Source organism: Aeromonas sp. 95A (assembly GCF_051919235.1).
GTDB lineage: Bacteria > Pseudomonadota > Gammaproteobacteria > Enterobacterales > Aeromonadaceae > Aeromonas > Aeromonas veronii.
The window spans coordinates 316,307-330,131 of record NZ_JBQBFC010000001.1 but is presented as its reverse complement, the minus strand read 5'-3'; the positions used below and the strand labels follow the sequence as shown (position 1 = coordinate 330,131).

Sequence of the window (13,825 nt, the reverse complement as noted above, 5' to 3'; positions counted from 1 at the left end):
TTATGAATCCGATTAGCCGATGTTGCAGGCCTTCAGATCCCAGATCCGATCTACATAGTCCTGAATAGAGCGGTCGGAGTTGAACTTGCCCATGGTGGCCGAGTTGATGATGGCCTTCTTCGCCCACAGTGCCGGATCCCGATACCAGGTATCGATCAGCTTGTGTGCATCCGAGTAGGACTGGAAGTCCGCCAGGGTCAGGTAAGGGTCTCCCCCTTCCAGCAAGGAGCGCTTGATGGAGGCCAGCTCACCCGGACGACCAGGCGTGAAGTAGTCGGTATCAAACCAGTCCAGCACGGCTTTGAGCTCGGAGTTGGCATAGTAGAAGTCGTACGGGTTGTAACCACGCGCCTTCAGCGACTTCACTTCGTCCACGTTCAGACCGAAGATGGCACAGTTTTCGGCACCCGCCTCTTCCGCGATCTCGATGTTGGCTCCATCCAGCGTCCCGATGGTGATTGCACCGTTGAGCGCCATCTTCATGTTGCCGGTACCGGATGCTTCATAACCTGCAGTAGAGATCTGCTCGGAGACATCTGCCGCCGGGATCAGCTTCTCGGCCAGACTCACGCGGTAGTTCGGCATGAACACCACTTTCAGCTTGCCCTGGATACGAGCATCGTTATTGACCCGATCCGCCAGCTTGTTTATGGCATAGATGATGTCTTTGGCCAGCTTGTAACCGGGCGCTGCTTTGGAGCCGAAGATAAACACGCGCGGATGCATGTCATAGTCCGGGTTGGCCAGCAGACGACGATAGAGTGCCATGATGTGAATGAGGTTCAGCTGCTGGCGCTTGTACTCGTGCAGACGCTTGATCTGAACGTCAAAGATCGCCTCGGCACTGACATCGATACCTGTTTCGTCTTTGATGACCTTGACCAGCTTCTCTTTGTTGTGACGCTTGATGGTCATGAACTGCTGCTGGAACGCCTTGTCGTCTGCAAACTTCACCACGCCACGCAGTTTGTCCAGTTGCAGCGGCCACTCCTTGCCCACTACTTCGTTGTAGAGGCCAGCCAGTTCCGGGTTGCACGCCAGCAGCCAGCGACGCGGGGTCACCCCGTTGGTCACGTTGCACATTTTTTCCGGCCACAGCTCGGCATACTCGGGGAAGAGATCTTCCTTCACCAGCTTGGAGTGGATCTCGGCCACACCGTTCACTTTGGACGAACCGATCACGCACAGGTTGCCCATGCGAACCTTGCGCACATCTCCCTCTTCGATGATGGAGAGCTTGGCTTTGATAGCATCGTTGCCCGGCCACTTGGGCTCCACCAACTCGTTCAGGAAGCGGGCGTTGATCTCGTAAATCACCTCCAGATGGCGAGGCAGTACTTTCTCGAACAGGCTGACCGACCACTTCTCCAGCGCTTCCGGCAGCAGAGTGTGGTTGGTATAAGAGAAGACCTGATAGCAGATAGCCCAAGCGGCATCCCAGTTCAGATCTTCCTCGTCAACCAGCACCCGCATCAGTTCCGGGATGGCGACAGTCGGGTGAGTATCGTTGAGCTGAATGGCAATTTGCGAGGCAAAGTTGCTGAAGTCACTGCCATGGACCCGCTTGTAGCGGCGCATGATGTCCTTGATGGAGCAAGCACAGAAGAAGTACTGCTGGATCAGACGCAGCTCTTTACCTGCATCGGTCTCATCGTTCGGATACAGCACCTTGGAGATGGTCTCGGCCTGGGCTTTCTCAGCCTGGGAGTCGATGTAACCACCGGCGTTGAACACGTCCCAGTCGAAAAACTCGGAGGCGCGGGATTCCCACAAACGCAGGATGTTGACGGTGTGACCGCCAAAACCGACCACCGGAATATCCCAAGGCACCCCTTTAATCTTGCGACCGGCGTGCCATACCTTCTTCAGGCCGCCATTGTCACCAAACACGGTCTCGACGTAGCCATAGAGCGGCACTTCTTGCACCGACTCGGGGCGGCAGATCTCCCAGGGGTTGCCATATTCACGCCAAGAGTCCGGACGCTCGATCTGGCGGCCATCCTGGATTTCCTGACGGAACAGACCGTGTTCGTAGTGGATACCGTAACCAACCGCCGGATAGTTCAGAGTGGCCAGCGAGTCGATAAAGCAGGCAGCCAGACGACCCAGGCCGCCGTTGCCAAGTGCCATGTCCGGCTCTTGTTCGCACAGGTCGGTCAGTTCCAGACCGAGTTCGCCCAGCGCCTCTTCGCAAGTCTTGTAGAGGGAGAGGTTGTGCAGGTTGTTGGAAGTCAATCGTCCCATCAGGAATTCAGCAGAGAGATAGTGAATCGCACGAGTATCTTTCTTGAAATGAGTCTGCTGAGTGCGGGTCAGGCGCTCGTACACCTGTTCATTGACAGCCGCAGCAGTGGCTTTCCACCACGCTTCGGGAGAGGCTTTCTGTTCGCTTGTTCCCAAGGTAGAACGCAGGTGACGCACGATACTCGCCTTGAGCTGATCTTTATCCAGTTGGAGATCCTGGTCTGTCTTCTTCTTGGTAGCCATAAACCATATTCCTTCGTTACAAATAAAATTGTTATCCCGCTTGCGGGACCGGCGCTGTTGTTATCTCAAAATATGTACCGGCGTGAGAATACTAACTAAAGCGGCAGAATTAAAAGTTAACGCAAGTCACACTTTAACCGATAAAAACAGCCTGAAAAGCTTGAAAACCCTTTCCTTTAATTGATCACACAAAAACAAACATTCCCTTTATTATCATAAACTTAATGAAATAATAAAAATATTCTGGCATGAATAGGTTTTCAGAGATTGCCAAGCCTTGAAAATCCCTGAAAATAGGCAGCAAGACGGCACATTGAAACCGGTTTCAATGTGCCTGAAAAATTACCGTATAAATATGAAGCAATCATTGCACCCTTAAAGATGTGCCTTGAACTGATTACTCAATGGATCGTAATGGTTCCCAATCTGATCCAGACGCCCTGCCAACTGCTCTTCACTCATATCATAATAGGCCAGCAACTCCTCCAATCCGTCGCACTCAAGCCTTAGCTTCTCATTGATGATGCCCAGCAAGATGTTGGCATCAAGACGTTGCAAGGTACTGATATCCATGGCGGCACCTCCTGTAAATGACCTGTATAACCATGGGCGGTGACGCAAGGTTTGTCCATAGTACGAAAAACACCCAGCCAGCTTTATATTAAATAGTGTTTAAAAACATAACCTTACTAACGACACATGCCAACACCATCACATTTTTCAGCAAAAACACCTTGTCACTGCCACAGGATAGAACTACTGTATGCGTATACAGCTTGGATATTCATACAGGAACCCCATATATGAACCAGCCCCTGCACTCACTGCCCTTTGCGATGAATCGTGTCATGAGCAAGCCCTGGCCAACCAGAACCGCCTGCAAAGCGGAGTTGGCTCATTATGGTGTGACTATCCAGTCTGATGATCAGTTTCTGAGCGAGCTGACAAAGCTTGGGGAGGCTCATACCGGCTGGATCTTGTTGATCGCCCCGCCGGGACGCCCCACAGTCAGCCGTCTGGAAGAGCGAGGTATCGATCCCAAGAGAGTGCTGGTGGTACATAGCCCCAAAATCAAGAACTGGCAGCAAACCCTGGAGCGCAGTCTGGGCAATGGTCACTGCGCCGCTGTATTTACCTGGCTGCCTGAGCAGATCGAGCTGGATCACGTCAAGCTGCAACGACTGGGACAGCAATCTGGCGTACTCACCCGCTTCTTTGGCGCGAAACGGACTAACCTCGGCACACCTCTGCTGGCCTATGCAGAGCAAGATATCTATCTCAATCATTAAGACAAAAAACGAAAACAAATACTGGTTGTTGTGATGTAATAGAAAGAGGTTTGCCACGAAATCAACTACTGCCTGCCGCTTTCGTTTAGAAGGCTATTGCAAAAATCGAGCGCAGCAAAATTATATGCCCAGAGCGCGCTAGCTCTGGGCATATAGCGAAAAAGCAAACCGATATTAATGGTGCTTTTTCACTGTTTTACAATTGGTGATTTGTATTTATGGCACGGGATCCTGCAACCCCCTCCCCCGCCAGCAAGCGGGTCGCGGGAAAACGCTGCGCGGGATCCTGGCTAAAGAACTGGCTCAGTTGCCGGTATACCGCGGGATAGACCTGCTGCAGCCGAAGCGGATCGGTAAAGAAACACTCGCAGCTGACGGCAAAAAACTCGGCGGGATGTTCAGCAGCATAGGGATCGATATCGGTCACTTCGTCCCGATCAAGCTGCTGGCACAGCTCATCGAAGGCAGCCTGAAAGGCCTGCTGCCACAGCTGGCTGCTCATCGGCCCCGGCAACGGCGGCGCACCGTCCGCCTCACCGCCCAGCATATCGAGCTTGTGAGCCAGCTCGTGGATCACCAGATTAAAGCCGTCCCAGTCGCCATCTTGCTGCAGTTCGCTCCAGGCCAGCACCAGCGGCCCTTGCGGCCAGGATTCGCCGGCGTTCTCCTCTTCAAACTCGCTCACCAGCCCGAACTCATCCTGCACCTCCTGACGCCGGGTGACGGGCTCGGGAATGATGATGATTTCGTGAAAGCCGCGATACCAGTCAAGGCCAAGGTGCAAGATGGGCAACGCAGCCTGCAGCGCCAGCACCGCCTGTTGGCGGGGGCTGAGCTCGACCCCGATCAGGGTCAGAGTCTTGCGCTTGAGTAGCTGTTGCCCCAAGCCGATAAGCGTCGTCTGCTCGGCATCGCTGAGCCCTTGCAAGATGGGCACTGCCGCCAGCGCCTGACGCCACAATGCCAACTCATCCTCACTCATGGACGTTTGCGGGCGACCACCCAGCCATTTGAACCATCCCAGCACGCCTACTCCTTCTTTTGATGCAAACAACAGGTCACAGCAGTTTGACGAACCGTTTCGGCCGCTCCAGATAATCCTGCGCCAGATAGAAACGGTGGGCCGCCTCGCGCTTGAGACTGCTGGATAGCTCCAGCTGGGCGCAACCTGCGGCCCGCGCCATCGCTTCGGCTCCCTTGAGCAGGGCTGCGCCCACTCCCGCCCCTCTTGCCCCTTCATCGACAACCAGCGCCGAGATCAGGCCCCAAGCTGGTGCAACATGCAGCGGTGCCAGCTTGTGCCACACCAACACGCCGACCACCTTGTCGGCCAGGGATGCCAGCAGCACAACGCTCGCGGGATCCGGCACCAACAGGCGCGCCGTCACGTCAGCGCCTTCGGCAGGATACCCCAATTGGGTGAACAGGTGGGCGATGGCGCTCCCGTCGTCGGCCTCGGGGGGACGGATCGTCAACGTCTCAGGGTCATTTTTCATTGTTGGCCTCATGTTTGCTTTCCATTGTGTTACGCCCGTCACATTGTCCGGCGCAGATCAACAAGGAGGATCTCATCTTTACTCATAGAAAACGCTGCCTGCCATTATCCCCCCACCCTTGTCAATTCACAAATTTGCAACAAGGCAACATTTTTCGCTGGGAAGCACCGATACAACTCGATATGTTACAAGCCATGCATGGCGCGTGTTTGCGCTCTGCTTAACCCCTCAACCTCGTGCTCATTTGTTAACTGGATTGTTAACAAACAGGGCCGAAGACAGTGACAGAGAGCGAGGCCAAGATCTCGCCAAGACAGCGCCACAAACACAACAAAGGAGTTGTTGTACATGAATGAAATCGTCAATGCCATCAATGGTGTAATCTGGAGCCCTGCGCTCATCTACCTGTGTCTGGGGGTCGGTCTTTACTTCTCCCTGCGCACCCGTTTTTTACAACTGCGTCATATCAAAGAGATGGTGCGCCTGATGTTTGATGGCAAGAGCACCGATGCCGGTGTCTCCTCCTTCCAGGCGCTGGCCATGACCCTGGCCGGTCGCGTGGGTACCGGTAACATCGCCGGTGTGGCCACCGCCATCACCTTCGGTGGCCCGGGCGCCCTGTTCTGGATGTGGATGGTCGCCTTCCTCGGCGCCAGCTCCGCCTTCGTGGAGTCCACCCTGGGTCAGGTTTACAAAGAGAAGATCAACGGTGAATACCGCGGCGGCCCGGCCTTCTACATCGAGAAAGGGCTTGGCATGAAGTGGTACGCCTGGACCTTCGCCATCGCTACCGTCTTCGCCTGCGGCGTGCTGCTGCCGGGCGTGCAGGCCAACTCCATCGGCTCCAGCCTGCAGACCGCCTTTAATATCGATCCGAACGTCACCGCCGCCGGTCTGGCGCTGCTGCTCGGCTTTATTATCTTCGGCGGCGTCAAGCGTATCGCCAGCTTTGCCAGTACCGTGGTGCCCTTTATGGCGCTGGGCTACATCATCGTGGCTTGCGTCATCATCGCCCTCAATATCGGCCAGCTGCCGAGCGTGATCCTGCTGATCTGGAAGAGCGCCTTCGGTCTGGATGCCGGTTTCGGTGCCATTTTGGGTCTGGCCATCATGTGGGGGGTAAAACGCGGGGTCTACTCCAACGAAGCGGGCCAGGGTACCGGGCCGCACGCCTCCTCTGCTGCGGCAGTGAGCCACCCGGCCAAGCAGGGTCTGGTGCAGGCGTTCTCCGTCTATATCGACACCCTGTTCGTCTGCTCCGCCACCGGCTTTATGCTGCTGATCACCGGCCTCTATAACGTACAAGGGCCGGACGGCGCAGCCATCTACACGGGTATTGCCGGTATCGCAGCAGGCCCGGGCTATGTGCAGACCGCCATGGAGAGCATGATGCCGGGCTTTGGCAGCATTTTCGTGGCCATCGCGTTGTTCTTCTTCGCGTTCACCACCATCGTTGCCTACTACTACATCGCAGAAACCAACATCGCCTACATCAACCGCAAGATTAATCGCCCCTGGCTCACCTTCTTGCTGAAGATTGCGCTGATGGCTGCCACCGTCTACGGCACCGTCAAGACGGCGGATCTGGCGTGGGGCATGGGTGATATCGGGGTCGGCCTGATGGCATGGCTCAACATCATCGCCATTCTGCTGCTGCAAAAGACCGCCTTCACCTGTCTGAAGGATTATGAAGCGCAGCAGGCACAAGGGATTGACCCCGTATTCCACCCGGAGAAGCTCGGCATCAAGAACGCCGATTACTGGGTGGGCAAACGCTCCGAAGAGAACCTGGAGCGGGAGAAATCAGGCCATCAGTTCGAACCGGATCAGGATCGCAAGACCTCCTGAATCAGAACGACATAAGACATCAATAAAAATGGCAGCCTCGACTGCCATTTCTTTTTCCTGTCACCTCATCTCAGAGCGGATTGCGGCGCGGCCCGAATGGCAGACGCCAGCGAAACAGGCTGTTAAGGGTGGCCCGCCACTGATTGGGTCGCCCCAGGATCTGCATTTGCAACCGGGTCTCCTCTTTGAGCATCGCCTCGTCACTGCGGGCCCAGGCCTGGCTGTAGAGCTGCTTGATCCCCGCCAGTGCATCCGGCGACTTGGTGATGAGGGTGCGGGCAAACTCTCGCGCCTCCACCAGCGGATCGGCGCAGACCCGGCTTACCAGCCCGAGGGATTTGGCCTCGACGGCATCCAGCTCGCGCCCGCTCATGGCCAGCTCCATGGCGGTATCCAGCCCCATCAGGTTGCGCATGGTGACGCTGCCACTCATGTCGGGAATGATCCCCCATTTGATCTCCATCACCGAGAAGCGGCAATCGGGGGTACTGAAGCGAAAATCGGCGCCGAGCGCAATCTGCAAGCCACCGCCAAAACAGACTCCCTGGGTCACCGCAATCACCGGCACAGGCAGCTGATGCCAGCCATAGGCGACCCGCTGGGCCAGATTGGTCGCTTCGTCTGCTTCACGCTTGAGAATATCGAGCGCCGCTACCGGCTGCTTGAGCATGGATTTCACATCCAGTCCGGCGCAGAAGGCCCGCCCCTCGCCGTGCAGGATCACCGCCCGCAGCCCCTTGTGCCGGGCGAGCTGTGTCAGCGTCTCGTCGATAGCACTGAACATGGCGCGGTCCAGCGCATTGAGTTTGTCCCCCCGCGTCAGCATCACTTCGGCAATCCCGTCGTGGATCTCGCACTTGACCCTTGGTTTTTCCATCTCCCTTGTCCTCTCCTTGATACCTGAAACTGACTCACTGGTCATACCACCACGTTATCAGAGTGTGAACAGGCGGTACAGCTGAGACTAAAGTCGGCTGGTCGCCTCCCCCTCCCTTTGTCACACTGGGAGCAGCATGAGTGCCGCAAGCCAGCAGAGGACGCTGTCATGTCAACCCTGTTCAATTTTGCCAGACCACCGTTCGACCGACTGGATGAGGAGGCGCGCGAGCGGCTATCCCGTCACCTCTCGCTCTGCTATTTTCGCGCTGGCGATATTCTGCTCAAGGAGGGGGAAGAGCCTCCCGGCCTCTATCTCATCATCAAGGGGGCGGTGGAAGAGTCTGCCCCTCACCACCAGTTTGGTGATTACGGGGTCGATGATCTGTTCGACGTGCGCGCCCAGTTTGACGGCCGCTGCCGCCACCGCTTCACCGCGCTGGAAGATAGCCTCTGCCAGCTCATTCCTCGCCACACCTTTCTGGCGCTCTGTGAGCAGGATCCGCAGTTTGCCAGCTACTTCACCGCCAATCTGGCCGAGCGCCAGCGCCAGCAGGAGCAACGCGAACAACTGGGTCAGAAGAATCTGGCGGAATTTATCCTGACCCGCATCGAACCCGGCCACCTGCAGGCACCGCTTATCGTCGACAGCAAGCTCTCACTGCTCGCGGCCACAGAAGCCATGGTGAGCAAGGGTACCGATTGCCTGCTCTACCCGGCCCACGATGGCTCCCTCACGCTGGCAACCCGCAAGACCTTGCTCCACGCCCTGACCCTCAAGGGATTGCCGCTGACGGCCCCCCTCTCGGTGCTGACCCCCACGCCCCTGATTGGTCTGCCGCTGGAGAGCTATCTGTTTGATGCCCTACTGCTGATGACCCGCCATCGCATCAAGCGACTGGTGGTGTGGCGCGGCAATGAAGTGGCGGGGATCCTGCAACTGACTCAGGTGCTGGGGCTCTTCTCTACCCACTCCCACGTGCTGACGTTGCGTATCGCCCGCGCCGACAGCCTACCGGCGCTGGAGGCGGTCGCCCGCGAGCAGCAACAATTGACTCGCTCGCTGTTTGCCCAGGGGATCCACACCGCCTTTTTGATGAAGCTCATCGCCACCATCAATGAACAGCTGATCGCCAAAGCCTTTGCGCTGGTGATCCCCCCGAGGTGCAGGATAGAGTCTGCCTGTTGATGCTGGGCTCGGAGGGGCGCGGCGAGCAGATCCTCAAAACCGATCAGGACAACGCCCTGATCCTGCCAGAGGGGCTGACATGGCCCACCCAGACAGCCGATCTGGTCGAATTCAGCGCCCTGCTGGAGCGCCTCGGCTACCCGCTGTGCCCCGGGCAGGTGATGGTGAACAATCCGGCCTGGGTAAAAACAGGCAGCGAGTGGCAAAGCGCCATTGCCAGCGCCTGTACCACGGCAAATGAGGATGAGCTGCTCTGGCTCGCCACCCTGGCCGATGCTCACCCCATAGCAGGGGATCGTCAGCTCCATCTGCCGGTTGCCAGAGCGCTGCGCGAGCAGTTGGCGGACAGGCGGGATCTGCTGGCAGAGATGGTGCGACCGGCGGTGGCCTTTCATGCTCCGCTCACCCTGTTTGGCAGGCTGGAGCAGCCACCGGAAGGGCTGGATCTGAAGCGGGGCGGCCTGTTCCCGCTGGTACACGGTATCCGCATGTTGGCCCTTGAGGCAGGCATTCTGGAGACTTCAACCCTTGGGCGTATCGATGCGCTGGTGGCCGCCGAGCGGCTCAGCGCCGACTATGGCAGCAATCTGGCGGAGGCGTTCCGGCTCTTTATCCGGCTGAGGCTACGCAGCCAGCTCAAGGGGAGCGGTAGTCGGGTGCAGACAAGCGAGCTCAGCCACAGCGAGCGGGATCTGTTGCGCCAGGCGCTGCATCAGGTGAAAAAGTTCCAGCAGTGGCTCACCTTGCACTTTCGTCTGAGACAATAGCCATGTTGAGCCGCGCTCGACGCTACTGGTATGGCCGCACGTTCCGAACGGGCGAGTTCGCGCCGCTCTTTGCCACCCCACTGGAAGATGAACGGATCGCCCTCGATTTCGAGACCACCAGTCTCGATCCCGAGCAGGCAGAGATCGTCTCCATCGGGGCGGTGCGCATTCAGGGCAACCGGCTGCTGACCGGTGAGGCCCTCGCCATCAAAGTACAGCCACCGGCCAGCCTGACCAGCCAATCTGTGGTGATCCATGGTCTGCGCCATCAGGATCTGCAACAGGGGATGGAGCTGGAAGCCGCGCTGCGCCTGCTACTCGACTATATCGGCCCGCGCGAACTGGTGGGCTATCACATCGCCTACGACCTGCGCATTCTCAATCTTGCCTGCCAGAAATTGTGGGGATTGACCCTGCCCCAGCGAGGGATCGAGGTAAGCCAGCTCTATCACGACCACCTCTATCGCCGCTACCCCGATGCGGCGATTGACCTCCATTTAAGTGCCATATGCAGCCACCTTGAACTGCCATCCCTGCCCGCCCACGATGCCCTTGCCGATGCCACCACGGCCGCGCTCATCTACCTGCGCCTGACCTGCGGCTCGCCGCTCACTTATCCCAAAGTCTAATTGTCGAGAAATAACATTTAATTCACATTTTGCTTACATGAGCAGATTGCCTGCTCGTCGGGGTTACCCCATCCACCGCTGACACTCATGTCATGGAGAACTGCAATGGAACAGCAAAGCTATCTGAGGATCCAGCAAGATCCCAACTTCCAGGAGCTGGTCGCCAAGCGCCAGCGTTTTGCCTGGGCCCTCTCGGCTCTGATGCTGGGACTCTACCTGGCGTTTATTCTGCTCATCGCCTTTGCCCCCGGTTGGCTCGGCACCCCGCTCAGCGACAGCACCACCGTCACCCGTGGCATTCCGGTCGGGGTGGGACTGATCCTCTCCTCCTTCGTGTTGACCGGCATCTATGTGTTTCGGGCCAACGGCGAGTTTGACGAGCTGAATCAGAAGATCCTCAAGGGAGTGCAGTCATGAGCGCAAAAAGCATGAAAGGCAAGTGGCTGCTGTTGGCCTCACTGGCCTCCTCCCCCCTGCTGGCAGCGGATGCGCTGACCGGCGAAGTACAACGCCAACCCCTCAATGTATCGGCCATCGTGATGTTCGTGGTCTTTGTAGCCGCCACCTTGTTCATCACCTACTGGGCCTCCAAGCGCAACCGCTCGGCTTCCGACTACTATGCGGCCGGTGGCCGTATCACCGGCTTCCAGAACGGTCTGGCAATCGCCGGTGACTATATGTCCGCCGCCTCCTTCCTCGGGATCTCCGCGCTGGTCTACACCTCCGGTTATGACGGCCTCATCTACTCCATCGGCTTTCTGGTGGGCTGGCCCATCATTCTGTTCCTGATCGCCGAGCGGCTGCGCAACCTCGGCAAATACACCTTCGCCGATGTCGCCTCCTATCGTCTCAAGCAGACTGAAGTCCGCACCCTCTCCGCCTGCGGTTCGCTGGTGGTGGTCGCCCTCTACCTGATCGCCCAGATGGTCGGTGCCGGCAAACTGATCGAGCTGCTGTTTGGCCTGCAATACCATGTGGCCGTGGTGCTGGTCGGTATCCTGATGGTGCTCTACGTGCTGTTTGGCGGCATGCTGGCCACAACCTGGGTGCAGATCATCAAGGCTGTGATGCTGCTCTCCGGTGCCAGCTTCATGGCCATCATGGTCATGAAATCGGTCAACTTCGATATCGGTGCCCTGTTTAGCGAAGCGGTCAAGGTGCACGAGAAAGGGATCGCCATCATGAGCCCGGGTGGCCTGGTTGCTGACCCCATCTCCGCCATCTCGCTCGGTCTGGCATTGATGTTCGGTACCGCCGGTCTGCCCCATATCCTGATGCGTTTCTTCACCGTGAGCGATGCCAAGGAAGCGCGTAAATCTGTGTTCTACGCCACCGGCTTTATCGGCTACTTCTACATCCTCACCTTCATCATCGGCTTTGGCGCCATCTTGCTGGTGAGCACCAACCCGGCCTTCAAGGACGCCACCGGCGCCCTGCTGGGCGGCACCAACATGGCGGCAGTCCATCTGGCCAATGCGGTCGGTGGCAGCCTGTTCCTCGGCTTCATCTCCGCCGTGGCATTTGCCACCATCCTGGCGGTAGTTGCCGGATTGACCCTGGCCGGAGCCTCTGCGGTCTCCCATGACCTCTATGCCAGCGTGTTGAAGAAGGGCAAGGCCAACGAGACCGATGAACTGCGCGTCTCCAAGATGACGACTCTGGTGCTGGGTGTGGTTGCCATTGGTCTTGGGATCCTGTTCGAGAAGCAGAACATCGCCTTCATGGTAGGTCTGGCCTTCTCCATCGCCGCCAGCTGCAACTTCCCGGTACTGTTCCTCTCCATGTTCTGGTCACGCCTGACCACCCGTGGCGCCGTTTACGGTGGCTGGCTGGGACTGGTGAGCGCCGTGACCCTGATGATCCTGGGCCCGACAGTGTGGGTGAAAGTGCTGGGCCATGCCCAGGCCATCTTCCCCTACGAATACCCTGCCCTCTTCTCCATGGGGTTGGCCTTCGTCGGGATCTGGTTCTTCTCCATCACCGACAGCTCCCAGAACGCCGCCGACGAACATGCCAAGTTCTTGCCGCAGTTCGTTCGATCCCAAACCGGGCTGGGTGCCTCTGGCGCCACCTCCCACTAACAGATCAAGTTCATACTTCCAAGCCGGCCTCGCGCCGGCTTTTTTTATGGTCGTGTCTAGTCCTGAAATAGGTTTACACATTTTCAACTAGCATTTTTCTACTCAGAACCCCCTATGTACCGCATCGGGGGTTCTGTATTTCAACGCGGCGTTGTTGCCCAAATCGATGCAGCTTGAATGGAACTAACTGAGGACTCGGTGATCTGATCACCACCACCCTCTTCAAGTCTGCATCATGGGCACGTCGCTTCACCCCATCACCAACTGGCCTAAATACAACAAGTCTTTGATTAACCGTGGTTCACTCACCTTCTGGGTTGATGCCGAGGCCATGAGCAACTGGTTTCACCACGACCATCATGGGCGGCGGGGCCGCAGCCAGCTTTACACTGACCAGACCATCTGTACCTTCCTGATGCTCAAGGGGATTTTTAACCTCACTCTGCGGGCCACCCAGGGACTACTCGACTCCCTGTTCGAGTTGATGAACGTACCGCTTTGTGCCCCCGATTACAGCTGTGTCAGCAAGCGAGCACACACGGTGACGGTGGCTTATCGACAGCCCTCTAAGGGGCGCATCACTGACTTGGTTATCGATTCGACGGGCCTGAAGGTATTTGGTGAAGGCGAGTGGAAGGTCAGAAAACACGGCGCCGAGAAGCGGCGAGTCTGGCGCAAGTTGCATCTGGCTGTGGACCCGGCCACTCACGATATCGTGGCAGCGGAAGTGTCGTTGGAAAATGTCCATGATGCCGAGGTGCTGCCGACCTTGCTCAACCCACTGCGGCGCAATCTGGGACGTGTTTATGCGGATGGCGCCTATGACAGCAAAGCCAGCCATCAGCTTATCTCACGCAAAGGGGCGACAGCCTGTATCCCGCCTCGCAAGAACGCGGGGTTATGGAAAAAGGGGCACCCAAGAAATGACGCTGTGCTGGTGATGCGTAAGGAAGGGCTGGCGCACTGGAAGAAGATATCGGGGTATCACCGTCGCTCACTTGCAGAGACAGCGATGTATCGGTTCAAACAGTTGTTAGCGGGGAAAGTCAGTTTACGTAACTACCACGGCCAAGTGGGAGAGGTGATGGCGTATGTCAGCGCCATAAACAAACTCAATACCCTGGGTCTGCCTGTCAGAAAGCCGCGAGTGTAACGGTCACTTG

11 protein-coding genes and 1 pseudogene are annotated in these 13,825 nt (G+C 57.4%); 7 read left to right on the top strand and 5 right to left on the bottom strand.

The window, feature by feature from the left end; genetic code table 11:
• Positions 1–12: 12 nt before the first annotated feature.
• Complete coding sequence (locus ACTG2U_RS01450) at positions 13–2,487, bottom strand: glycogen/starch/alpha-glucan phosphorylase (protein ID WP_144713493.1); 2,475 nt, start codon at positions 2,485–2,487, stop codon at positions 13–15.
• Positions 2,488–2,862: 375 nt separating this feature from the next.
• On the bottom strand, positions 2,863–3,060 hold the full coding sequence (locus ACTG2U_RS01445; protein ID WP_439973914.1) for a DUF4250 domain-containing protein: 198 nt from the start codon (positions 3,058–3,060) through the stop codon (positions 2,863–2,865).
• 230 nt (positions 3,061–3,290) lie between these two features.
• Between ACTG2U_RS01445 and ACTG2U_RS01440 the strand changes: the two genes are divergently transcribed.
• The gene (locus tag ACTG2U_RS01440; protein WP_005333614.1) at positions 3,291–3,776 is read left to right on the top strand and encodes a cell division inhibitor; all 486 of its coding nucleotides are present in this window, start codon (positions 3,291–3,293) and stop codon (positions 3,774–3,776) included.
• A gap of 196 nt (positions 3,777–3,972) precedes the next feature.
• On the opposite strand, the gene ACTG2U_RS01435 is transcribed toward ACTG2U_RS01440, so the two are convergent.
• Positions 3,973–4,758 carry a zinc-dependent peptidase gene (locus ACTG2U_RS01435; RefSeq protein WP_439975098.1) on the bottom strand — a complete coding sequence of 262 codons (786 nt, stop codon included), beginning with the start codon at positions 4,756–4,758 and terminating at the stop codon, positions 3,973–3,975.
• Between the two features lie 76 nt (positions 4,759–4,834).
• Positions 4,835–5,272, bottom strand: coding sequence for a GNAT family N-acetyltransferase (locus ACTG2U_RS01430; protein WP_279485633.1), 438 nt, complete (start codon positions 5,270–5,272; stop codon positions 4,835–4,837).
• 348 nt (positions 5,273–5,620) lie between these two features.
• Here ACTG2U_RS01430 and ACTG2U_RS01425 point away from each other — a divergent pair, with 348 nt between their 5' ends.
• Entirely contained in the window at positions 5,621–7,120 is a 1,500-nt protein-coding gene (locus ACTG2U_RS01425) for an alanine/glycine:cation symporter family protein (RefSeq protein WP_159158831.1), read from the top strand.
• 70 nt (positions 7,121–7,190) lie between these two features.
• On the opposite strand, the gene ACTG2U_RS01420 is transcribed toward ACTG2U_RS01425, so the two are convergent.
• On the bottom strand, positions 7,191–7,997 hold the full coding sequence (locus ACTG2U_RS01420) for a crotonase/enoyl-CoA hydratase family protein (protein WP_279485634.1): 807 nt from the start codon (positions 7,995–7,997) through the stop codon (positions 7,191–7,193).
• Positions 7,998–8,165: 168 nt separating this feature from the next.
• On the opposite strand from ACTG2U_RS01420, the pseudogene ACTG2U_RS01415 reads away from it, so the two are divergent.
• The 5 genes and pseudogenes from ACTG2U_RS01415 (at position 8,166) to ACTG2U_RS01395 (ending at position 13,815) form a co-directional block, all read left to right on the top strand.
• Positions 8,166–9,952: pseudogene (locus ACTG2U_RS01415) on the top strand (putative nucleotidyltransferase substrate binding domain-containing protein).
• A 2-nt stretch (positions 9,953–9,954) separates the two neighbouring features.
• On the top strand, positions 9,955–10,581 hold the full coding sequence (locus tag ACTG2U_RS01410; protein ID WP_439973913.1) for a 3'-5' exonuclease: 627 nt from the start codon (positions 9,955–9,957) through the stop codon (positions 10,579–10,581).
• Between the two features lie 105 nt (positions 10,582–10,686).
• A complete protein-coding gene (locus tag ACTG2U_RS01405; RefSeq protein ID WP_005336970.1) occupies positions 10,687–10,998 on the top strand; it encodes a DUF485 domain-containing protein in 312 nt (103 codons plus the stop codon).
• 11 nt (positions 10,999–11,009) lie between these two features.
• Positions 11,010–12,662, top strand: coding sequence for a cation acetate symporter (locus ACTG2U_RS01400; protein ID WP_026035062.1), 1,653 nt, complete (start codon positions 11,010–11,012; stop codon positions 12,660–12,662).
• 235 nt (positions 12,663–12,897) lie between these two features.
• Entirely contained in the window at positions 12,898–13,815 is a 918-nt protein-coding gene (locus ACTG2U_RS01395; protein WP_335831282.1) for an IS5 family transposase, read from the top strand.
• The last annotated feature ends 10 nt before the right edge of the window (positions 13,816–13,825 follow it).